The following is a 20,247-nucleotide window of genomic DNA, read 5'->3' on the forward strand; positions in this document are numbered from 1 at the left end:
GGCCATCAATCAGAAATTCACATGCAATCATGCACGAATCTCGTTGGCCGCGACGGCGTCCTTGGCTTAAAAGCGGGGCAGCTTCTTTCATTGAATGGAAACTCGCCATGCCCACCACGCTTTCCGTCAATCTCAACGCCATCGCCATGCTGCGCAATCGCCGCGACCTGCCCTGGCCAAGCGTCGAGGCGCTGGGGCGCATCGCGCTCAAATCGGGCGCGAGCGGGCTGACGGTTCATCCGCGCCCCGATGAGCGGCACATCCGGTTTTCCGATCTGCCAGTCATCCGCAACCTGATCGACGACGAGTTTCCGGAAGCGGAGTTCAACATCGAGGGCTATCCGACGGACGAGTTCCTCGAGCTCTGCGTAAAGGCGGCGCCCGAGCAGGTGACGCTGGTGCCGGATCATCCCTCGCAGGCGACCTCCGATCACGGTTGGGACTTCCGCAAGGACCGTGAACTGCTCACGGATGTGATCGCGCGGCTGAAGAAAATGGGCACCCGCGTATCGCTGTTTGCCGATGGGGACGGGGATGAGGAGGCGGTGGCGATTGCCAAGGCGGTCGGCGCCGATCGGATCGAGCTCTACACCGGCCCATACGGCGGCTGTTACGACACGCCGGAGCGCGTGGGGCCGATCCTCGAGGCGCTCGGCAAGACGGCCGATGCGGCGCTGGCGATCGGGCTCGGCGTCAATGCCGGACATGATCTGACCGTCGCCAACCTGCCGCCGCTGGTCAAGCGCATCCCGAAGCTTGCGGAAGTCTCGATCGGCCACGGGCTTACGGCGGATGCGCTGGAGTTTGGCATGGCGGAGACGGTGCGCCGCTTCTGCCGGGCCTGCGGCCAGAAGATCTAAGCCTAGCCGAATAAAACAAAAACCCGCCCCGGTGGTGCGGAGCGGGTTGTGGCTTCAGGGAGAGCGCTGTCAGGCGACGAGCGCTGCCTTGTTGGCCACGAAGTAGTCCTTCAGCGACTGCGGCTGCTTGCCGGTCAGTTTGGTGAAGTCCTCGGTCACGTGATCGAAATTGCCGGCGCGGACATTGGCGTCGGCCGAAACCAGCATGTCAGCGACAAAATCAGGAAGACCGGCGCCGAGCAGGCCTTGGCGCAGCTGGTCGTCGGTCACCTTCACGGCGGCGAGCGGCTTGCCGGCGGCCTGCGAGATGGCGGCGGCGATCTCGTCGGCGGAGAGCGACTGCGCGCCTGTCAGCGTGTAGGTGGCGCTGTCCTTGGTGCCGGATGCGAGGGCTGCGGCGGCTGCAAGCGCGCAATCGTCACGCGAGATGTTCGGGACCTTGCCGTCGCCCGATGCCGTGTACCAGCTGCCGCCCTGCAGATTGTGGGGCATGGAATGCATGTAGTTGTCGAGATACCAGGCGTTGCGGATGATCGTGTAGGGCAGGCCGCTTGCCTTGACGGCGTTTTCGGTGCCGAGATGGTCCGGCGCGAAGGTGACGAGCGATTTGTCGGGCGATGGCATCGACGTGTAGGCGATGTGCTTGACGCCGGCCTTGACGGCGGCTGCAACAGCGGTCGTGTGTTGCTTTAGGCGCTGGCCGGGAACGGCAAGCGCGTCGGTGCTGATGATGAGCACGCGATCGGCGCCCTTGAAGGCCGCTTCCAGCGAGGCGGCGTCATCGAAATCGGCCTTGCGGGTCTGGACGCCCTTGGCTGCAAGGTCAGCCAGCTTGGAGGTGTCGCGGCTGGCGGCGATCAGGTTGGCCGCGGGAACCTTGTAGGTCTCGAGCAGGTGATGGATGACGCGCTGGCCGAGCTGTCCGGCGGCACCGGTGATGAGGATCGTTTCGCTCATGTCTGTAAACCTCTAGGTTCGATTGCTGGTCTCGAAAAGAGACTAGGGCTAAAATAGGGATTGACCGACCGCTGTAAAGGAGGCAGTTTTTGCGCCGTAAGTTACCAAAAGGGAACCAGCAGAATGGCCGGCACCGTCGTCAACCTGAAGAGCAAGGCCGAGCCGCGCGTGCGGAACGAGGTCGATCTCTCCAAGCTCGATTTCAACAATTGCCCGGTGCGGGACATGATGCAGCAGATCGGCGGCAAGTGGTCGACGCTGATGCTGGAGGCGCTGTCGCAGCAGCCTTATCGTTTCGGCGAACTTCGCCGGATGATCCCGGATATTTCGCAGCGCATGCTGACGCAGACGCTGCGCGACCTGCAGCGCGACGGCTATATCGAGCGCGAGGTGTTTCCGACCAAGCCGCCGAGCGTCGAATACCGGATGACGGATCTCGGAAACTCGCTCTACCAGACGCTGGCACTGCTTTTGAACTGGGCGGAGAACAACCATGAGGCCGTTCGCTCCGCCCGGGTCAAGTTCGACGCATCGGGTGCGTGACGCTTGCGTGCCTTGCGGCGCGAGTGACGCGTCACGCCGTTCCCGATACTGATCAGCGCTTCCGCAGCCCTTCGGTGAGGAACAGCAGGAAGGCGAGGCTGGGGAAGCAGAGGCCGATCCAGGCAGTCAGCGTCCAGCCGCCGGTGGCGAACGCCCAGCCGCCGATGGCAGAGCCGAGCGCGCCGCCGGCGAAGAAGGTTGCCATGAACAGGCCGTTGAGGCGGCTGCGGTGTTCCGGGCTGATCGCGTAGATCGCCCTCTGGCCGACCACCAGATTGGTCGTTACCCCGAAATCCAGAATGATCGCGGCCGCCGTGAGCAGTGTCAGCGCGAGTGCGGAGCCGTCGGTCGCGAAGTGGCTGATCAGGAAGGCGGTGATGCCGCAAAGCATGGCGATGGTCGACGCGATCCTGGTGAGGCCGCGGTCGGCGAGGCGGCCGGCGATGGGCGAGGCGATAGCGCCGGCGGCACCGGCAAGCGCGAAGAGCGCGATGCCGTTCTGCGTCAGGCCGAAGGCGGGGCTGGCGAGCAGGAGCGGCGTCGTCGTCCAGAACAGGCTGAAGGCGCCGAACATGCCGGCCTGATAAAGCGCGCGGCGCTGCAGCACGCGGGAGTGCAGGGCGAGGTGCGCCATGGAGGCGAGCAGCGCGCCGTAACTCAGCCGGGTGTGCGGGGTGCGAACCGGCAGCTGGACGCGCAGGATGGCGGCAAGCAGGATCATGACAACGGCGGACGCATAGTAGACGACATGCCAGGAAGTGGCTTCCGCAAGGAAGCTTGCGACCGGGCGGGCGAGCATGATGCCGCAGAGCAGACCACTCATGACATTGCCGACGACGCGGCCGCGCGAGGCATCGGGCGCCATGTTGGCGGCGAAGGGGACGAGGACCTGAACGGCGACCGAGCCCAGGCCGATACAGAGCGAGGCGGTCAGGAACATCGTCGGCGTCGTCGACAGCGCGGCGCCGATCAGCGACACGGCCGAGGCGACGACCAGGGTCAGCACCAGCTTGCGGTTTTCCATGAGGTCGCCGAGCGGCACGATCAAAAGCAGGCCGAGGCCATAGCCGATCTGCGTCAGCGTGACGATCAGGCCGGTGGCGGCCGGGCTGAAGCCGAGCGCGGCGCTGATCGGGCCGGCCAGCGGCTGGCCGTAATAGAGATTGGCGGCCACGAGCCCGCAGGCGGCGGCGAAAAGAAATGTCATCAAAGGCGAGATCGTTGGCGCGGCAACGGTCTCAGGTGTGGTGGACGAAAGGCTCATGCTGGGCTCCGGTGGGGCAAACGGATAGTACAGGTGGTCGAGGGCGCGGTTTTGCGCGCTCATGGGAAAACGTCAGGTCAGAAGCTTCATCGCCTCACGGGCGACGGCGTCCATATCGGGCGCGGTGCGGCCGGTCTTGCCGACGATGCGCATGCCGGCGGTCAGGCAAAGCAGGGTGCGTGCGGTGGCGTCGACATCGAGCGCGGCGGAAATGGAGCCATCGCTCTGGCCGACGCGGATGAGTTCGACCAGGTGCGCCTCGTTGGCGTCGAAGGCGTCCGAGACACGTTGCGCGGCTTCCTCGTCGAAGATCGCGAGCTCGTTGGCGCTGCCGACCACGAGGCATCCTCGCGTGCCGGACGCACCATGCGAAGACGATGCATAGGAGCTCAGAAGCTCGCGGACCTTGTCGCGGCCTGTGGCGGCTTCTTGAAGGCGGGCGTCGAGCAGGGCGCGGCGGATGCGCCTATAGCGGTCGAAGGCAGCGAGGAAGATGCCGCGCTTGTCCTTGAACGCCTTGTAGACGCTGCCCGAGGTCAGCTGCATCGCCTCGGTCAGCTCGCTGATCGAGGCGGCGTGATAGCCGCGCTCGGAGAAGACGTCGAGCGCCTTGCCAAGCGCTGCGTCCATATCGAATTCACGCGGGCGTCCGCGCGCTCGGCCGGTGTCGATGAGTGCGTGTGTGGTCATGGATCGATTGATTAGGAAATGATCGTTTCCAAATCAAGCCGAAAACTTGCGGTTTCGCAATTTAGTCTAAAGATCGAGAACCCAGGTCTGCCCGTTGAGCTCGGGGCCGAACATGCGGTGCTTCTCCTCGGATACGAGCTGGAAGCCAGCCTTCATGTAGATGATGCGCGCCGTAGACAGGATATCGTTGGTCCAGAGCGAGATCTGCCGGTATCCCTTGGCTCTGGCGAAGCGGATGCATTCGTCGACCAATGTCTTTCCAAGGCCGAGCCCGCGCGCCGACTTGTCGATGTAGAGGAGCCGCAGCTTGGCGATGCCGTCGCCGCCGTTGGTCATCAGGACGGAGCCGATGTTGATGCCGCCGCGCTCGGCGATCCAACCGTATTCCATGGCCGGATCGAAATTGGTGAGGAAGCGGCCCGCAACTTCGGCGACAAGGCCCTCGAAGCGCATATCCCAGCCATATTCCTCGCTGTAGAACTTTGCCTGGCTCTGCACGATCCAGCCGATATCGCCGGAGCGGTGAGGGCGGATGACCAGAAGCGGCAGCGTCGCTTCGGGATCCAGCAGGGACCGGATCGTCTTCATCGCCGCGACGACATTCTGCGGTTCGCCTGCCGCCAGTTTGTCGAAGCGTCCGGCGATCTGGGCGTTGGAGCGTCTCACGAGGTCCTGGAACTGTTGACGTCCCTGGTCGGTGACAGAGATGATCTGGCTTCGCCGATCGTCGGGATCGGGCGTTGTCTCCATCAAGCCTTCGGCCTTGAAACGCTTCAGGATGCGGCTGAGATAGGCCGGGTCCAGGTGAAGGTCGCGGACCAGCGCCACGGCGCTGACGCGTTCCTGCGAGCCGACTTCGAAGAGCACGCGGGCGTCTGTCAGCGTGAACTGCGTGTCGAGATAGGCCTTGTTCAGGACTCCCAGGAAGTTGGTGTAGAAGCGATTGAAGTCGCGTGCGGCGTCGATGAGGGCGGAATCAGACATGGATCAGGTCTCCTGTTGACAGACCCTGTCCTTCAATTGGTTGACTGAGTCAACTAAATTGTGGCGGCTAGACTATCGACTTGGTTTTGGCCCCGGCCCGCGCGCTGATTGGTCGCAGCCTCGTCAACGCAGGTTAGCTATGCTGAAACGGTGGTTGAAACGGGGGTATGTTAGATGACATTGATCAATTCTTATGCAAATTACCAAAAGGGTAACTTATGGCTGATCATCACGTCGTCGTTGTTGGAGGAGGCTTCGGAGGGCTGCAACTCGTAAACGACCTTAAAGGCGCTGGTGTCCGTATTACGCTCGTCGATCGGCGCAATCACCATCTGTTCCAGCCCCTGCTATACCAAGTCGCCACAACGATTTTGTCGACCTCCGAGATCGCCTGGCCGATCCGCCATCTCTATAGCGACCGCCCCGAAGTGACGACGCTGCTGGGCGATGTCTCGGGCGTCGATACCGGCACGAAGTCGGTCACGCTGCGAGACGGCAACGTCCTGAAATACGATACGCTGGTGCTCGCCACGGGCGCGACCCATGCATATTTCGGGCGCGACGACTGGGCGCCGGTGGCGCAGGGCCTGAAGACGCTCGAGGATGCGACGACGATCCGCCGCCGCGTGCTCCTGGCCTTCGAGAGAGCCGAGACCGCACGCGATCCGGCCGAGCGCGATGCATGCCTGACGTTCATTATCATCGGCGCCGGCCCGACCGGCGTGGAGCTTGCGGGCATCATCGCCGAACTCGCGCACAAGACGCTGCCGAGAGAGTTCCGCAATATCGACACGCGCAAGGCCAAGGTCATCCTCGTGGAGGCCGGACCGCGCGTCCTGCCGACCTTCGTGCCCGAACTGTCCGAATACGCCTTGAAGGCGCTCAACGATCTTGGCGTCGAGGTACGACTTGGAAAGCCGGTTACCGAGTGCACAGCCGAGGGTGTGCAGATCGGCGAGGAGTTCATCCCGAGCCGGACGATCAGCTGGGCCGCCGGCGTTCAGGCGTCGCCGGCCGCGAAGTGGCTGGGCATCCCGGCGGACCGCGCAGGGCGCGCGATCGTCGAGCAGGATCTGACGGCGCCGGGCATGCCCGATGTCTTCGTCATCGGCGATACCGCTTCGGTGATGCAGGAGAGCGGCGCGCCGGTGCCGGGTGTCGCACCCGCCGCCAAGCAGCAGGGCGCCTTCGTCGCCAAGGTCATTCACGCCCGGATGAAGGGCAAGACGCCGCCGGCCTTCAAGTACAAGCACCAGGGCAGCCTGGCGACGATCGGCCGGAGTGCGGCAATCGCCGATTTTGGCAGGATCAAGCTCAAGGGTGGGCTCGCCTGGTGGATCTGGGGCATCGCCCACATCTACTTCCTGATCGGCACCCGCTCACGCTTTTCGGTCGCCTGGAGCTGGCTGTGGATCTTCCTCAGCGGCCAGCACAGCGCCCGCCTGATCACGCAGCGTGAGACCATCGCTGACGAGAAATAAGTCTCGTTGGACCATCGCGACGACCAATCGAAAGCCTCCGGTGTGAACCGGGGGCTTTTCTGTTTCTGGAGTAGGCAACGAAAAAGCCCCCGCCAGGTGACGGGGGCTTCGGTGTTCTGGTGATAAAGCGGGTGGACCCGCTATCCGTCGGATCAGGCCGCCAGCGAGGCGATGTCGATGACGAAGCGGTAGCGAACATCGCTCTTCAGAACGCGTTCGTAGGCTTCGTTGACGTCCTGGATGTTGATCTTCTCGATTTCCGAGACGATGTTGTGCTTGCCGCAGAAATCCAGCATTTCCTGGGTTTCCTTGATCGAGCCGATCATCGAGCCGGACAGGCTCTTGCGGCCTGGGATCAGCGAGAAGGCGTGAACCGGGATGGCATGCTCGGGCGCACCGACGATGACCATCGAGCCGTCAACCTTCAGCAGGTTGAGATAGGCATTCCAGTCGATGGCGACGCCTGCCGTGCAGATGATCAGGTCGAAGGTACCGGCGAGCTTTTCGAAGGTCGATGCGTCCGAGGTCGCATAGTATTCCTTGGCGCCGAGGCGCAGGCCGTCTTCCTTCTTGGAAAGCGTCTGCGAGAGAACGGTGATGTCGGCACCCATGGCCGCACCGATCTTCACGCCCATGTGGCCGAGGCCGCCCATGCCGACGATCGCGACCTTCTTGCCGGGACCGGCCTTCCAGTGTGCGAGCGGCGAGTAGAGCGTGATGCCGGCGCACAGCAGCGGTGCGGAAGCGTCGAGCGGCAGGTTATCCGGGATCGACAGGACGTAGCCTTCCTTGACGACGATCGAGTCGGAATAGCCGCCCTGGGTCGCCGTCTTGCCGTCGGCTTCGACGCTGTTGTAGGTCTGGACGAGGCCCGGCATGTAGTGCTCGTTGTCGACGTCGCGGGTGGCGCAACCGACGCAGCTGTCAACGAAGCAGCCAACGCCGACGCGGTCGCCGACCTTGAACTTGGTGACATTGGCGCCAACGGCCGAAACGATGCCGGCGATCTCGTGGCCCGGTACGATCGGGTAAACGGCATTCTGCCATTCGTTGCGAACGGTGTGAATGTCGGAGTGGCAGATGCCTGCAAACTTGATGTCGATGACGACGTCGTCCGCGTTCGGTTCCCGACGCTCGAAGGTGAACGGCGTCAGCGGCTTGGAGGCGTCTGTAGCAGCATAGCCTTTTGCGATAGCCATGGGAAAACTCCATATATTTAGAGGGGTGGTTCGGACGAGGGCATTTATGCCGCAACGCAGTAAGAAGCGTTAGAGCGATCCTCTCTGGTTTTTGCACGATCCTGCAAAAGTCGCTTGGCCTGCAAAAGTCGCCGGGCGATCTATTTGCGAAGCGGCAATTCCATTCTACATAAGCCGTCAACACGGCGACGACGCCGTTCCCACCGGAAAGTGCGACTGATGAGCTTGCTGTTTAACCGCTACCAGGAGATCGCGTCGATCGCGGGCCGTTTCGCGCTTGCCGAAGGCGAGGTGCAGACGGGGATCGACGGGCTCGGGATCAGCCGCCGCACTACACCGAGCGCGCCTTGCCACAGCAGCTACCGGCCGTGTTTCGCCATGGTCATCCAGGGGGCGAAAAGCCTGCAGCTGGGTGGGGATACCATCAACTACGGAGCGGGCGACTATCTTCTGACTTCGGTCGATCTGCCGGTCACGTGGCGGGTGGTGGAGGCGAGCGCCGAGGTGCCGCATCTTTGCATCACGCTTGCGATCAATAGCGAGAAACTGCTGCATCTGCTCAGCCGCTCGACGATACAGCGCAGCGCGACGCCTCCATCCGGCCAGCGCGGCATCGTCGTCAATGCCGCGACGCCGGAGCTTCTCGATGCGGCCGTGCGGCTGCTGCGCTTGCTTGATAGTCCAGCGGATATCGCGGCGATGGCGCCGCTGATCGAGCAGGAAATCCTCTATCGTATCCTCACGGGACCTGCGGGCGACCAGCTGATCGATATCGCGATCGCCGACAGCCAGGGCAACCGGATTGCCCGAGCGATTGGCTGGCTGCGCGAGAATTTCGCGCGGACGCTGCGCATCGAGGAACTGGCCGAGCACGTCAACATGAGCGTCTCGTCGTTCCATCATCATTTCAAGTCGATCACGGCTATGACGCCGGTGCAGTATCAGAAGCAGATCCGTCTGCACGAGGCACGGCGGCTGATGCTGATCGAGCGGCTGGATGCCGGCACCGCCGGGCACCGCGTCGGATATCAGAGCCCGTCACAGTTCAGCCGCGAATATAGCCGTCTATACGGGATGTCGCCGGCGCGCGATGTGGATGCCGTGCTGAACGCTGCCGAATAAACAAGCGCGGCACGCCGAAAATTTATGCTTCTGCCTTTTGCGGGCTCTTGACGAGAGAGTGCTTCTGGGCGATAAGCGCTCACGAACCGTACCGTACGGTACCCATCGGGAGCGAATGCCGTGTCTGTCGAAAACTTGGAGCCCAGCGAATTCTCGCCGCGCCAGAACGCCGTTCTGGAGCAGGCGCTGCGGTTGCTCGTCGATGGCGGCGAAAAGGCGCTGACGACATCTGGCGTCGCGCGCGCGGCCAATTGCTCCAAGGAAAGCCTCTACAAGTGGTTCGGTGACCGCGACGGCCTGCTGTCGGCGATGATCGCTTACCAGGCGAGCAAGGTGCGCACCTTCGAGCGCAACGGCGAGCGGCTGACTTCGGCCAGCCTGCACGACCATCTCGTGATTTTCTCGCGCGATCTGCTGGAGGTTCTGGCGGGTGACGTGTCGCTGGCGCTGAACCGGCTGGCGATCGGCCAGTCGCCGCGCGACGGCTCGAAGCTCGGCAAGCTTTTGCTCGAGCGCGGCCGCCGGCAGATCGACCGCCGCGCCATGGGGCTGATTGACTCAGGCAAGCGGGCAGGGCTTCTGCGCTTCAACGATGCCGACGAAGCCTATCACACACTCTATGGCCTGATCGTTTCCGACCTGCATGTGCGCATGCTGCTCGGGGATACCACGGGCGTTACGGATACCGCGCGCCAGGCGGAAAAGGCGGTGACCGCCTTCCTCCGGCTCTACGGGACGGAGAAGGCGCTGGCCGACATGCCGGCCGTCGTCTGACGACAGATTTACCGAATACTGACAGTCTACAAGACAAGCAAAGGGAAGGACAATTCAAATGCGCGTCTATTACGATCGTGATGCAGACCTCAACCTCATCAAGTCCAAGAACGTCGTCATCGTCGGCTACGGCTCCCAGGGTCGCGCCCACGCGCTGAACCTGAAGGACAGCGGTGCTGCCAACGTCGCCATCGCGCTGAAGGCCGGTTCGCCGACCATCAAGAAGGCAGAAGCCGACGGCTTCAAGGTCATGACCGTTGCCGACGCCGCCAAGTGGGGCGACCTGATCATGATGGCGACGCCTGACGAACTGCAGGCCGACATCTACAAGGCCGACATTGCCGGCAACATCCGCGACGGCGCTGCCATCGCATTCGCACACGGCCTCAACGTTCACTTCGGCCTGATCGAGCCGAAGGCTTCGCTCGACGTCGTCATGATCGCGCCGAAGGGCCCGGGCCACACTGTTCGCGGCGAATACCAGAAGGGCGGCGGCGTTCCCTGCCTCGTTGCCGTTCACCAGAACGCTTCGGGCAACGCTCTTGAACTCGCTCTCTCCTACGCTTGCGGCGTCGGCGGCGGCCGTTCGGGCATCATCGAAACCAACTTCCGCGAAGAGTGCGAAACCGACCTCTTCGGCGAACAGGTCGTTCTGTGCGGCGGTCTCGTCGAGCTGATCCGCGCCGGCTTCGAAACGCTGACGGAAGCTGGCTACGCGCCTGAAATGGCCTACTTCGAGTGCCTGCACGAAGTGAAGCTCATCGTCGACCTGATCTATGAAGGCGGTATCGCCAACATGAACTACTCGATCTCGAACACCGCTGAGTGGGGCGAATACGTCACCGGCCCGCGCATCATCACCGAAGAGACCAAGGCCGAGATGAAGCGCGTCCTCAAGGACATCCAGACCGGCAAGTTCACCTCGGACTGGATGCAGGAATACCGCGCCGGCGCTGCCCGCTTCAAGGGTATCCGCCGCGTCAACGACGAGCATCCGATCGAAGAAGTCGGCGCCAAGCTGCGCGGCATGATGCCTTGGATCGGCAAGAACAAGCTGGTCGACAAGGCTGTCAACTAAGTGGCTTGCCGATCCAGTGCATCTTTATTGATGCGCGCCTGCGGCGACGCGGGGATCGGCAAGAACAAGCTGGCCGACAAGGCCGTCAACTAAGCTTTTCTGCTATCGCAGATATGGAGGCCGGTGCGAAAGCGCCGGCCTTTTACTTTTGGGCGCGCATCGACAGCCAGCGTGTCGGCTTGCCGTCGTAGCCGCTGCCGTCTCCCTCGCTGATGACGACGCTGTGCCAGCCGGCTGCGCTCAACAGATCGGACAGAAGTTCGGCGGAGAGGTAGTTGTAATAGCGGCCGAAGCCGTCGTGTCCCTCGTCGTCGCCGGCCTTGAAGGTGGCGTGGAAGTGGCCGCCGGGCTTCAGTGCGCGCAGGATACGGGCGAAAACATCAGGCAGTTGCGCGCGCGGCACATGCAGGAGGCTCGCCTCGGCCCAGACGCCGTCAAATGCCTCGTCCGCGTCCAGTTCCTCGAAGCGCATGATTTCGACCGGGCGACCGAGCAGGGTTTCAGCCTCGCCTGCAAGCTCCGCGGAGCCGTCCGTCGGCGTGATGTCGAAGCCCTTGGAGAGCATGTAGGCGCTGTCCTGGCCGGCGCCGCAGCCAAGTTCCAGAACGGCGGCACCCGGCTCCAATTTCGAGAGAAAAGCATCGAGACGGCGGATCGGCAGCGTTCTCTCACGCGCGGCGTAGGTCGCGGCGTTGTCTCTGTAGAAGGCTGAGGTGGGTTCGTCGGACATGATGCCTTGCCTCGTCAGATGGGAGGCAAAGCATATTGCAAAACGTATATATAAAACGTTGCGACGCGCCACGCACGGCCGGACGCTCCGTCCTAGTTCGAAGCGTCACACCGAACGACGGCCATTCACGGCATGATACAGCCACAGCACGACGACCGCGCCGATGACGGCGACGACGAGGCTGTAGATGTTGAAGCCGGTGACGCCGGAGGCGCCGAAGAAGGTGAAGATGACGCCGCCGACGATGGCGCCGACGATCCCCAGCACGATGTCCATCAGCATGCCGGAACCGGTCTTGTTGACGATCTTGCTGCCGATGAAGCCGGCGATCAGCCCGAGAATAATCCAGCCGATGACAGACATCTTGTTTTCCCCTCCTTGAATGGGCGGACAATCCGACCATCTTTCAGCATCAGCTAAAGTTGTCATGGCGGAATTCAAGGCTCGGACGGGCCTCATGTTGTGTTTTTGCTCTTCGTTTCAAAACAACACCGAAGGAGAATGACATGGGATTGTTTGATGACGCCGTTCCCGGTGGGAACATCTCGAAGCCGATCATGATCGCGCTCGGCGCGCTTCTCGTCGGCAAGCTGCTTGGCGCCGGTGGCAAGAGCGAACCGGAACAGCCACAACAGCCGAACCAGCAAGCCAATGCCGGCGCCGACGATGGCGGGCTGCTTGGCAATCTCGGCGGGCTTGCGGGCAGCCTGGGTGGGCTCGGCGGGTTGGGCGGATTGCTCGGCAAGCTGGCTGAGGCCGGGCAAGGGTCGGTCGCCGATTCCTGGGTGAAGCCCGGCCAGAACCAGCCGATCGCTCCCGGCAATCTGGAAAGCGCGCTCGGCTCGCAGACGATCAGCGATCTGGCGCGCCAGGCAGGGATCAGCGAGCAGGAGCTGCTCACCCAGCTTTCCAAGGTTCTTCCTGGTGTGGTCGACAAGCTGACGCCGCAGGGGCAGATTCCGAGCCAGGCGCAGATCGCGGCACTTCTGCGCTCCTGATCATCAGACATGAAAAGGCTGGCAGAGGTGGAAACCTTGCCGGCCTTTCGTGGTGATCGGATCTATCCGGTGGCTTACGCCATGATGCGGCGGGTCCAGCCGCGCTGGTCGTTGGTGACGCCCTTTTGCAGGCCGACCAATTCGTTGCGCAGTTCCGTCGTCAGCTTACCGGTCTCACCATTGCCGACCTTGAACTCGCCGCCTGCGTGGCGGACGAGGCCGATGCCGGCGAGCACGGCGGCGGTGCCGCAGGCGAAGGCTTCGACCAGCTTGCCGCTGGCCGCATCAGCCTGCCACTCCGCAAACGAGTAGGGGCGCTGCTCGACCTTGAGGCCCTTTTCTTCCGCGAGAACGATGACCGAGGCGCGGGTGATGCCGGGAAGGATCGTGCCGCCGAGCGGCGGGGTGACAACGGTGCCGTCGTTCATCACGAAGAAGACGTTCATGCCGCCGAGTTCTTCGACCCAGCGGTGCTCGGCTGCATCGAGAAACACGACCTGATCGCATTCCTTCTTGGCAGCCTCAGCCTGTGCGACGAGGCTTGCCGCATAGTTGCCGCCGCATTTGGCGGCACCCGTGCCGCCGGCGGCAGCGCGCGTGTATTCGGTCTCGACCCAGAGCGATACGGCCTTGGCGCCGCCCTTGAAATAGGCACCAACAGGCGAGGCGATGACGCAGAAGATATATTCCTGCGCCGGGCGAACGCCGAGGAAGGCCTCGTTGGCGAACATGAAGGGACGCAGATAGAGGCTGCCGTCGCCCGACGGGATCCAGTTCTTGTCGATACGGACGAGCTCTTCGACCGCCTTGAGGAAGAGGTCTTCTGGAACCGGCGGCATGGCCATGCGCTCGGCCGACTGGTTGAAGCGGCTGGCGTTCTGTTCCGGGCGGAAGAGCAGGATGCGGCCGTCATCGGCCTTGTAGGCCTTCATGCCCTCGAAGATTTCCTGGGCATAGTGCAGGACAGCACTTGCCGGATCGAGTTCCAGCGGGCGGCGCGGGGTGACCTTGGCATCGTGCCAGCCCTTGTCCGCGGTCCATTTCGCCAGCACCATGTGATCGGTGAAGACCTTGCCGAAGCCGGGTGTTTCGAGCGCCTTGATGCGGTCCGCGTCGGAGACCGGCGAGGTATGGAATTCGATCTTGATTTCGGGAGTATTCGACGACGCGGTCATTTCCTGGCACCTTCATAGCCTGTGGGATTTCGGCGGCGACACTACTGCCGCACGCTATGCTTTGCAAAGGCCGATTTGGCCTGTTTTCGGATTAAAATTGCGGAAAATTGTCATGGTAGCAAACAAATAGGTCAGCAATGTTGACTTATCATTTATTGCGTGATCTTGTCCAGTAAAGACAAAAAATTACGAGGAAGCGCACCCATGCTCAACTGGGATAACATCTTTGCAACCCGCTCGTCGCGCATGCGCGCTTCGGAAATCCGCGAGCTCCTGAAGCTTCTCGATCAGCCTGACATCATTTCGTTCGCGGGCGGAATTCCCGATCCGGCGCTGTTTCCGGACAAGGAGTTCAAGCAGGCCTATTCTGATATCTTCGACAGCACGGCCGTCAACTCGGCGCTGCAGTATTCGGTGAGCGAAGGCTACAAGCCGCTGCGCGAATGGCTGGTGGGCGAGATGGGCAAGCTCGGGATCGCCTGCGGCCTCGACAACGTCTTCATCGTATCCGGCTCGCAGCAGGGGCTGGATTATCTCGGCAAGCTGTTCCTGTCGCCCAACGACACGGCGCTGGTGACGTGGCCGACCTATCTCGGCGCGCTGCAGGCGTTCAACGCCTATGAGCCGGCCTATGACCAGCTGACGCCCAACGGAAACCGCACGCCGGCGTCTTATCAGGCGCAGGCCAAGGAGGCTGGTGGCAAGGTGAAGTTCGCCTATCTCTCCGCCGATTTCTCCAACCCGACCGGCGAGACCGTCGACCTCGCGGGCCGCCAGAAGCTGATCAAGCTCGCCGACGAGATGGACATCGCCATCATCGAGGACGCGGCCTATCAGTCGCTGCGCTATGACGGCGAGGCGATCGCGCCGATCCTGTCGCTGGAGATCGCCGAGAAGGGCGATATCGACAAGACGAGGACGATCTATTGCGGCTCGTTCTCCAAGACGCTGGCGCCCGGCCTGCGCGTCGGCTTCATCGTCGCCAACGCGCCTGTTATCCGCAAGCTGGTGCTGATGAAGCAGGCGGCCGATCTGCATTCCTCGACCATCAACCAGATCGCCATCACCGAGGTCGCCCGCAAAGGCTTCGACGCTCAGGTCGCCAAGATCAAGGCCGCCTACAGCAAGCGTCGCGACGCCATGCTGTCGGCGCTCGAAAAGCACATGCCGGAGGGCGTGAGCTGGACGAAGCCGGAGGGCGGCATGTTCGTCTGGGTGACGTTGCCCAAGGGTATGGATGGAGCCAAGCTGCTCGCGAAATCCATCGAGACCGTCAAGGTCGCCTTCGTGCCGGGGCGCGCCTTCTTTGCCGATGGTTCGGGCGAGAACACCTTGCGCATGAGCTTCTCTTCCAGCAACGAGGAGAAGATCGAGGAAGGCATCGCGCGGCTTGGAAAGCTGATCGCAGGCGAGATCGGCGGCCACTGAGCCGCCGACCGTTTCGGTTTTATTGATTGAGGTGCGGGCCGAGCAAGGATAGATCGGCCTCGCCAAGCCTGTCGCTGGCGGTGTTGCGCTGGTGCCAGTAGGGGTAGAGCAACTGCGGCAGGCTGACATCGTCGAGCCGCTTGCGCTCTTCCGCCGACAGCTTCAGGTCGGCTGCCGCCAGATTGTCCTTGAACTGCGCTTCCGTGCGTCCGCCGATGATGACGGAGGTCACCGCCTGGCGACCGAGCAGCCAGGCAAGCGCCACCTGGGCCGCCGAGACGTTGCGGCTTTCGGCGACCGACACCAGCGTTTCGACGATGTTCCACAGGCGGTCCTCGTCGCGGATCGGCGGCTCGGTCCAGCCGGCGAACTGGCGCGTGCCTTCGGGGGCGGCCTGGTTGCGGCGGTGCTTGCCCGACAGAAGACCGCCGGCGAGCGGGCTCCAGACCAGCACGCCCAGCCCCTGGTCGAGGCTGATCGGCAGCAGCTCGAATTCGGCATCGCGGGCTTCCAGCGTGTAGTGGATCTGCTGGCTGACGAAGCGCTCGCGGTGCTCGCGTTCGCTGATGCCCAGCGCCTTCATGATGTGCCAGCCGGAGAAATTGGAGCATCCGACGTAGCGGACCTTGCCCTGCTTCACGAGCGTATCCAGCGCCTCCAGTGTTTCCTCGAGCGGCGTCTGGCCGTCCCATTCGTGCACCTGGTAGAGGTCGATGACATCGGTCTTCATGCGCTTCAGGCTGGCTTCGCAGGCGCTGATCAGGTGGTAGCGTGAATTGCCGGCGTCGTTGGGGCCTTCGCCCATCGGGAAGCGCGCCTTGGTGGCGATCAGCGTGCCGTTCTTCCTGACGCCGCCAAGGATTTCACCGATGATCTCCTCGGATGCACCCGCCGAATAGACGTCGGCCGTGTCGATCAGGTTGACGCCGGCGTCGATGCACATGTCGACGAGGCGACGGGCTTCCGAAACGCCGAGATCGCCGACGGTCTTTGCCCAGCCCTTGCCGCCGAAGGTCATGGTGCCCATGGTGAGGGTCGAAACCCTGAGGCCCGAACGGCCCAATTGACGATATTCCATAAGACTTCCTCCTGTCCTGAAATCGAAAATCAAAACGCGGGCTAGAAGATAGGGGTGAGGGGAGCGGGTCAAGGGGCGCACGACGCTGCAGTTGGCAAATGGCGACTGTCACAATCGTGTTAATCCAGATGTCTAATGAACGGCCTTCCATCACCGAGGGCATTATCCATGAAGACCATCGTTTCCGCCGCGGCACTTCTCGCCGCAAGCCTGTTTGCCATTCCCGCATCCGCCGAAAACCTGGTGCTCTACACCAGCCAGCCGAACGAGGATGCGCAGGCAACCGTCGATGGCTTCATGGCCGCCAATCCCGATATCAAGGTCGACTGGGTGCGCGACGGCACGCCGAAGATCATGGCCAAGCTTCAGGCCGAGATCGAGGCCGGCAATCCTGTTGCCGACGTTCTCCTGATCGCGGACACCGTGACGCTCGAGCGCCTCAAGGAAGCCGGCAAGCTGATGGCCTACAAGTCGCCTGAAGCCGCAAACTACGACGCCGCGCTCTACGACGCCGACGGCTACTACTATTCGACCAAGCTGATCACGACAGGCATCATCTACAACACGTCCGCTTCGCTGAAGCCGACGAGCTGGAAGGACCTGACGAAGCCGGAAGCCAAGGGCCTCGTCACCATGCCGAGCCCGCTGACCTCGGGTGCCGCACTCATCCACGCGCAGACACTTGCCGGCGTCGATGGCCTCGGTTGGGACTTCTACAAGGATCTGGCCGCGAACGGCGCAACCGCTGCCGGCGGTAACGGCGGTATCCTCAAGGCCGTCGCCTCGGGCGAGAAGGCTTATGGCATGATCGTCGACTACATGCCGATCCGCGAAAAGGCCAAGGGCGCGCCGGTCGAGTTCGTCTTCCCGACGGAAGGCGTATCTGCCGTGACCGAGCCGGTTGGTATCCTCGCCAGCGCCAAGAACGCAGACGCGGCCAAGAAATTCGTCGATTACGTGCTCTCCGAAAAGGGCCAGGAAGGCTTCGTCAAGCTCGGCTATATCCCTGCTCGTAACGGCATGAAGCTTCCGGAAGGCTTCCCGGCACGTGACAGCATCAAGGTGCTGCCGATCAATGCTGCCGCCGCACTGAAGAACACCGATGCCGACCTGAAGACCTTCTCGGGCATCTACGGCTCGAACTGATCTCATCTCGATGTACGGATATGTGCGTCCCGGAAACAGCCAGCCCGTCTGGCTGTTTCCTTTTATCGTTCTGATCGTCCTCATTCTCAGCGTGCTGCCGCTTGCGCGGCTGGCGATGACGGGTGTTGCCGCACTTGCCAATGGCGGCGCGATCGCGGTTCTGTCTGATCCGGCGCTCTGGTCGGCGACCTATTACACACTGGTCACTGCCGTCCTCGGCACGATCATCTCGCTTGCGATCGGCTGCGCATTCGCCTTCCTGCTGACGCTCACCGATATCAGGGCCAAGGGGCTGATCAGCTTTCTCTTCGTGCTGCCGATGATGATCCCGCCGCAGGTGACTGCACTTGCCTGGGTGCAGATGTCGGGGCCGTCGAGCCCGCTTCTGAAGGCGCTGCATATCGCGCCGCCGCTGGGCTCGCCGCAGCCGCTCTATTCGATCGGCGGCATCGCGCTGCTTTACGGCGTGCAGCATGCGCCGCTGGTCTATCTGGCGCTGCGGGCGAGCCTGATGTCGCTGCCGCGCGACGGGGTCGAGGCGGCGCGTCTTTCCGGCGCCTCGAGCTTCCGGGTGTTTCGCGACATCATCCTGCCACTGTCGCTGCCTGGGATCATCGCGGGCGCGGCGATCTCCTTCGTCTCCTGCACCGGCAATTTCGGCATTCCCGCCATTCTCGGCATTCCGGCCTCGATCTACACGCTGCCGACGCTGATCTTCACCAAGTTCTCGGCCTTCACCAGCCGCACCTTCGGCGACGTGGCGCTGCTCTCGGCGATCATCGCGATCATCTCGGTGGCGGGGCTCGCCATTCAGGACCGGGCGCTGCGCGGGCGCGATTATCGGGTGCTCGGTCTCTCGGGCGCGACGGCGACCTTCGAGCTCGGATACTGGAAGTTATTGTTTGCGCCGGTGCTCTGGACCGTCATCTTCTTCATGCTCGCCGCACCCTTCTTCGCGCTGCTCGCAGGCGCTCTGGTGCCGGCCTATGGCGTACCCTTGACCTTCAAGACCATGACCTTCCATGCCTTCTCCGAGATCCTGTTCAAACAGGCGGTGACGCGCACGGCCTTCGTCAATTCGCTGTCGCTGGCGGCGGGCACAGCCTTGTGTCTCCTTGTGGTGACCGTGCTTGCCGCCTATGCGCTGACGCGGCGCAAGGACCTGCTTGGTCGTGTCGTCGCCAGTGTCATCGAGATCCCGTATTCGCTGCCTGGGATCGTCGTCGCGGTGTCGTTCATCCTGGTCTTTGCGGCACCGATCCCGCTGATCAACGTGACGATCTACGGTACGGTCTGGATCATCCTGATCGCCTATCTCTCCAGCTTCTTCGCCGTCAGCCTCAAGCCTGTCATCAGTGCCTTCCACCAGCTCGATCCGGCGCTGGAAGAGGCGGCGCGGCTTTCGGGGGCGGGGTTTTTCCGGCGGCTGAAGGATATCATCGTGCCGCTGATCGCGCCGGCGGCCGGCGCCTCTGTGATCCTTGTCTTCTTGATTGCCTGCAACGAGCTCACCATCTCGGCGCTGCTCTGGTCGGCGGGTACGCAGACGCTCGGCGTCGCCATCTACAATCTCGATGACAGCGGCAGCTCCGATCTCGCTTCGGCACTGTCGGTGCTCGTCGTTCTCATGGTCGTTTTCATGATGCTGCTTCTGGAACTGATGGCAAAGCGGCTGCCGAAGGGAGTTGTGCCGTGGCGAAACTGATCCTCAATCGTGTCGCCAAGGATTTCGGCACCGGCCGGGCCGCCGTCTCCAACCTTTCGCTTGACGTCCGCGAGGGCGGCTTCCTGGCGCTGCTCGGGCCGTCTGGCTGCGGCAAGACGACGGTGCTCAGAATGATCGCCGGTTTCGAGACGCCTACGGACGGGTCGCTGCATCTTGGCGAACGGTTGCTCGCCGACGCCTCGCAATCGCTGCCGCCGGAAAAGCGCAACATGGCGATGGTGTTTCAGTCCTATGCGCTGTGGCCGCATATGAGCGTTGCCGACAATGTCGGTTATCCCCTTAAGGTGCGCGGTATCTCGGGCGAGGCCTATCGCAAAAAGGTAGGAGAGGCGCTCGCGACCGTGAGGCTCGCAGCCTATGCGGAGCGGCGGCCGGCCGATCTCTCGGGCGGGCAGCGGCAGCGCGTGGCGCTGGCGCGCTGCCTCGTGACGTCGCCCGACGTGGTGCTGCTCGACGAGCCGCTCGCCAATCTCGACCGGCACCTGAAGCAGGAGATGGAGGAGACGTTTCGCGAGTTCCACCAACGCTCCGGCGCGACGATGGTCTATGTCACCCACGACCAGAGCGAGGCGATGGCGCTGGCGACCGATGTCGCGGTCATGTCGGAAGGCCAGCTGCTGCAGGTCGCGCCACCGGATGAGATCTATGCGCGGCCGGAAGGGCGCGTCGTCGGCGGGTTGATTGGGCGCGGGGCGATCGTTTCGCTGAAATCTCCCGATGGTGACACGCGACAGCTGGATTGGGCGGCGGTCGAGCCGCTGTTTGCGGGTGAGGGTGGTTCGGCCTCGCGGGCGGATATTCTGGTTCGGCAGGAAGATGTCATTCTCGGCGGTGAGGGGATCGCGGCGACGGTTGAATCCGTGCTCTACGAGGGCGAGCGATACGCGGCGCGGCTCAGGCTTGCGGATGGGCAGATCCTCAGGGCTTTCAGCCGGTCGAGGCTTGCTATCGGCGATGAAGTCCGGGCCATCGTGCGTGGCGCCTGGCGTTTATGATCGGCGATGCGGGCTTTCC

At 62.9% G+C, this 20,247-nt stretch carries 20 protein-coding genes; 11 read left to right on the top strand and 9 right to left on the bottom strand.

Features of this window, described 5'->3' with window-relative positions; all coding sequences use genetic code 11:
• Positions 1-107: 107 nt before the first annotated feature.
• Positions 108-860, top strand: coding sequence for a pyridoxine 5'-phosphate synthase (locus ACODTZ_RS31765; RefSeq protein ID WP_489030737.1), 753 nt, complete (start codon positions 108-110; stop codon positions 858-860).
• Between the two features lie 69 nt (positions 861-929).
• Here ACODTZ_RS31765 and ACODTZ_RS31770 read toward each other — a convergent pair whose 3' ends face one another.
• Positions 930-1,817 (bottom strand): SDR family oxidoreductase, encoded by an 888-nt coding sequence (locus tag ACODTZ_RS31770; RefSeq protein WP_289726742.1) that lies wholly within the window; start codon positions 1,815-1,817, stop codon positions 930-932.
• A 123-nt stretch (positions 1,818-1,940) separates the two neighbouring features.
• On the opposite strand from ACODTZ_RS31770, the gene ACODTZ_RS31775 reads away from it, so the two are divergent.
• Positions 1,941-2,360 carry a winged helix-turn-helix transcriptional regulator gene (locus ACODTZ_RS31775; RefSeq protein ID WP_018900326.1) on the top strand — a complete coding sequence of 140 codons (420 nt, stop codon included), beginning with the start codon at positions 1,941-1,943 and terminating at the stop codon, positions 2,358-2,360.
• Between the two features lie 52 nt (positions 2,361-2,412).
• Here ACODTZ_RS31775 and ACODTZ_RS31780 read toward each other — a convergent pair whose 3' ends face one another.
• The 3 genes from ACODTZ_RS31780 to ACODTZ_RS31790 all read right to left on the bottom strand — a co-directional run bounded on the left by ACODTZ_RS31780 (position 2,413) and on the right by ACODTZ_RS31790 (position 5,298).
• Entirely contained in the window at positions 2,413-3,624 is a 1,212-nt protein-coding gene (locus ACODTZ_RS31780) for an MFS transporter (RefSeq protein ID WP_489030740.1), read from the bottom strand.
• A gap of 72 nt (positions 3,625-3,696) precedes the next feature.
• A complete protein-coding gene (locus tag ACODTZ_RS31785) occupies positions 3,697-4,314 on the bottom strand; it encodes a TetR/AcrR family transcriptional regulator (RefSeq protein WP_489030742.1) in 618 nt (205 codons plus the stop codon).
• 66 nt (positions 4,315-4,380) lie between these two features.
• Positions 4,381-5,298 carry a bifunctional helix-turn-helix transcriptional regulator/GNAT family N-acetyltransferase gene (locus ACODTZ_RS31790; RefSeq protein ID WP_489030744.1) on the bottom strand — a complete coding sequence of 306 codons (918 nt, stop codon included), beginning with the start codon at positions 5,296-5,298 and terminating at the stop codon, positions 4,381-4,383.
• Positions 5,299-5,516: 218 nt separating this feature from the next.
• Between ACODTZ_RS31790 and ACODTZ_RS31795 the strand changes: the two genes are divergently transcribed.
• Positions 5,517-6,779 carry an NAD(P)/FAD-dependent oxidoreductase gene (locus ACODTZ_RS31795; RefSeq protein WP_489030746.1) on the top strand — a complete coding sequence of 421 codons (1,263 nt, stop codon included), beginning with the start codon at positions 5,517-5,519 and terminating at the stop codon, positions 6,777-6,779.
• A 152-nt stretch (positions 6,780-6,931) separates the two neighbouring features.
• Here ACODTZ_RS31795 and ACODTZ_RS31800 read toward each other — a convergent pair whose 3' ends face one another.
• Positions 6,932-7,978 (bottom strand): NAD(P)-dependent alcohol dehydrogenase, encoded by a 1,047-nt coding sequence (locus ACODTZ_RS31800; protein ID WP_047505580.1) that lies wholly within the window; start codon positions 7,976-7,978, stop codon positions 6,932-6,934.
• 219 nt (positions 7,979-8,197) lie between these two features.
• On the opposite strand from ACODTZ_RS31800, the gene ACODTZ_RS31805 reads away from it, so the two are divergent.
• From ACODTZ_RS31805 to ilvC, 3 genes are all read left to right on the top strand, one after another.
• A complete protein-coding gene (locus ACODTZ_RS31805; protein ID WP_489030748.1) occupies positions 8,198-9,100 on the top strand; it encodes an AraC family transcriptional regulator N-terminal domain-containing protein in 903 nt (300 codons plus the stop codon).
• 120 nt (positions 9,101-9,220) lie between these two features.
• Positions 9,221-9,874, top strand: a complete 654-nt coding sequence (locus ACODTZ_RS31810; protein ID WP_037178795.1) for a TetR/AcrR family transcriptional regulator C-terminal domain-containing protein — start codon at positions 9,221-9,223, stop codon at positions 9,872-9,874.
• 58 nt (positions 9,875-9,932) lie between these two features.
• Complete coding sequence (gene ilvC / locus ACODTZ_RS31815; protein WP_018900336.1) at positions 9,933-10,952, top strand: ketol-acid reductoisomerase; 1,020 nt, start codon at positions 9,933-9,935, stop codon at positions 10,950-10,952.
• A gap of 142 nt (positions 10,953-11,094) precedes the next feature.
• Here ilvC and ACODTZ_RS31820 read toward each other — a convergent pair whose 3' ends face one another.
• Positions 11,095-11,682 carry an SAM-dependent methyltransferase gene (locus ACODTZ_RS31820; RefSeq protein WP_489030751.1) on the bottom strand — a complete coding sequence of 196 codons (588 nt, stop codon included), beginning with the start codon at positions 11,680-11,682 and terminating at the stop codon, positions 11,095-11,097.
• Between the two features lie 105 nt (positions 11,683-11,787).
• The gene (locus ACODTZ_RS31825; RefSeq protein ID WP_047505572.1) at positions 11,788-12,045 is read right to left on the bottom strand and encodes a GlsB/YeaQ/YmgE family stress response membrane protein; all 258 of its coding nucleotides are present in this window, start codon (positions 12,043-12,045) and stop codon (positions 11,788-11,790) included.
• 143 nt (positions 12,046-12,188) lie between these two features.
• On the opposite strand from ACODTZ_RS31825, the gene ACODTZ_RS31830 reads away from it, so the two are divergent.
• Complete coding sequence (locus ACODTZ_RS31830) at positions 12,189-12,680, top strand: YidB family protein (protein ID WP_209190792.1); 492 nt, start codon at positions 12,189-12,191, stop codon at positions 12,678-12,680.
• Between the two features lie 74 nt (positions 12,681-12,754).
• Here the strand turns inward: ACODTZ_RS31830 and ACODTZ_RS31835 are convergent, their stop codons facing one another.
• A complete protein-coding gene (locus tag ACODTZ_RS31835) occupies positions 12,755-13,855 on the bottom strand; it encodes a branched-chain amino acid aminotransferase (RefSeq protein ID WP_489030754.1) in 1,101 nt (366 codons plus the stop codon).
• A gap of 204 nt (positions 13,856-14,059) precedes the next feature.
• On the opposite strand from ACODTZ_RS31835, the gene ACODTZ_RS31840 reads away from it, so the two are divergent.
• Positions 14,060-15,283: an aminotransferase-like domain-containing protein gene (locus ACODTZ_RS31840; RefSeq protein ID WP_489030756.1), complete on the top strand. Its 1,224-nt coding sequence runs from the start codon at positions 14,060-14,062 to the stop codon at positions 15,281-15,283.
• Positions 15,284-15,302: 19 nt separating this feature from the next.
• Here ACODTZ_RS31840 and ACODTZ_RS31845 read toward each other — a convergent pair whose 3' ends face one another.
• Positions 15,303-16,361, bottom strand: coding sequence for an aldo/keto reductase (locus ACODTZ_RS31845; RefSeq protein ID WP_111562004.1), 1,059 nt, complete (start codon positions 16,359-16,361; stop codon positions 15,303-15,305).
• A gap of 168 nt (positions 16,362-16,529) precedes the next feature.
• On the opposite strand from ACODTZ_RS31845, the gene ACODTZ_RS31850 reads away from it, so the two are divergent.
• Genes ACODTZ_RS31850 through ACODTZ_RS31860 form a run of 3 tightly spaced genes read left to right on the top strand, consistent with a single transcriptional unit; the run spans position 16,530 to position 20,228 of the window.
• Complete coding sequence (locus tag ACODTZ_RS31850) at positions 16,530-17,507, top strand: ABC transporter substrate-binding protein (protein WP_489030759.1); 978 nt, start codon at positions 16,530-16,532, stop codon at positions 17,505-17,507.
• A gap of 10 nt (positions 17,508-17,517) precedes the next feature.
• On the top strand, positions 17,518-19,212 hold the full coding sequence (locus tag ACODTZ_RS31855) for an ABC transporter permease (RefSeq protein WP_489030761.1): 1,695 nt from the start codon (positions 17,518-17,520) through the stop codon (positions 19,210-19,212).
• A complete protein-coding gene (locus ACODTZ_RS31860) occupies positions 19,200-20,228 on the top strand; it encodes an ABC transporter ATP-binding protein (protein ID WP_489030763.1) in 1,029 nt (342 codons plus the stop codon). Before ACODTZ_RS31855 ends, ACODTZ_RS31860 begins: the two co-directional genes overlap by 13 nt.
• Positions 20,229-20,247: the final 19 nt, after the last annotated feature.

It is taken from the genome of Rhizobium sp. FG113 (assembly GCF_057809895.1).

Bases quoted from the DNA above. Each gene is read 5' to 3' on its own strand.
- ACODTZ_RS31765 (WP_489030737.1), top strand. From the start codon at position 108: ATGCCCACCACGCTTTCCGTCAATCTCAACGCCATCGCCATGCTGCGC.
- ACODTZ_RS31770 (WP_289726742.1), bottom strand. From the start codon at position 1,817: ATGAGCGAAACGATCCTCATCACCGGTGCCGCCGGACAGCTCGGCCAG.
- ACODTZ_RS31775 (WP_018900326.1), top strand. From the start codon at position 1,941: ATGGCCGGCACCGTCGTCAACCTGAAGAGCAAGGCCGAGCCGCGCGTG.
- ACODTZ_RS31780 (WP_489030740.1), bottom strand. From the start codon at position 3,624: ATGAGCCTTTCGTCCACCACACCTGAGACCGTTGCCGCGCCAACGATC.
- ACODTZ_RS31785 (WP_489030742.1), bottom strand. From the start codon at position 4,314: ATGACCACACACGCACTCATCGACACCGGCCGAGCGCGCGGACGCCCG.
- ACODTZ_RS31790 (WP_489030744.1), bottom strand. From the start codon at position 5,298: ATGTCTGATTCCGCCCTCATCGACGCCGCACGCGACTTCAATCGCTTC.
- ACODTZ_RS31795 (WP_489030746.1), top strand. From the start codon at position 5,517: ATGGCTGATCATCACGTCGTCGTTGTTGGAGGAGGCTTCGGAGGGCTG.
- ACODTZ_RS31800 (WP_047505580.1), bottom strand. From the start codon at position 7,978: ATGGCTATCGCAAAAGGCTATGCTGCTACAGACGCCTCCAAGCCGCTG.
- ACODTZ_RS31805 (WP_489030748.1), top strand. From the start codon at position 8,198: ATGAGCTTGCTGTTTAACCGCTACCAGGAGATCGCGTCGATCGCGGGC.
- ilvC (WP_018900336.1), top strand. From the start codon at position 9,933: ATGCGCGTCTATTACGATCGTGATGCAGACCTCAACCTCATCAAGTCC.
- ACODTZ_RS31820 (WP_489030751.1), bottom strand. From the start codon at position 11,682: ATGTCCGACGAACCCACCTCAGCCTTCTACAGAGACAACGCCGCGACC.
- ACODTZ_RS31825 (WP_047505572.1), bottom strand. From the start codon at position 12,045: ATGTCTGTCATCGGCTGGATTATTCTCGGGCTGATCGCCGGCTTCATC.
- ACODTZ_RS31830 (WP_209190792.1), top strand. From the start codon at position 12,189: ATGGGATTGTTTGATGACGCCGTTCCCGGTGGGAACATCTCGAAGCCG.
- ACODTZ_RS31835 (WP_489030754.1), bottom strand. From the start codon at position 13,855: ATGACCGCGTCGTCGAATACTCCCGAAATCAAGATCGAATTCCATACC.
- ACODTZ_RS31840 (WP_489030756.1), top strand. From the start codon at position 14,060: ATGCTCAACTGGGATAACATCTTTGCAACCCGCTCGTCGCGCATGCGC.
- ACODTZ_RS31845 (WP_111562004.1), bottom strand. From the start codon at position 16,361: ATGGAATATCGTCAATTGGGCCGTTCGGGCCTCAGGGTTTCGACCCTC.
- ACODTZ_RS31850 (WP_489030759.1), top strand. From the start codon at position 16,530: ATGAAGACCATCGTTTCCGCCGCGGCACTTCTCGCCGCAAGCCTGTTT.
- ACODTZ_RS31855 (WP_489030761.1), top strand. From the start codon at position 17,518: ATGTACGGATATGTGCGTCCCGGAAACAGCCAGCCCGTCTGGCTGTTT.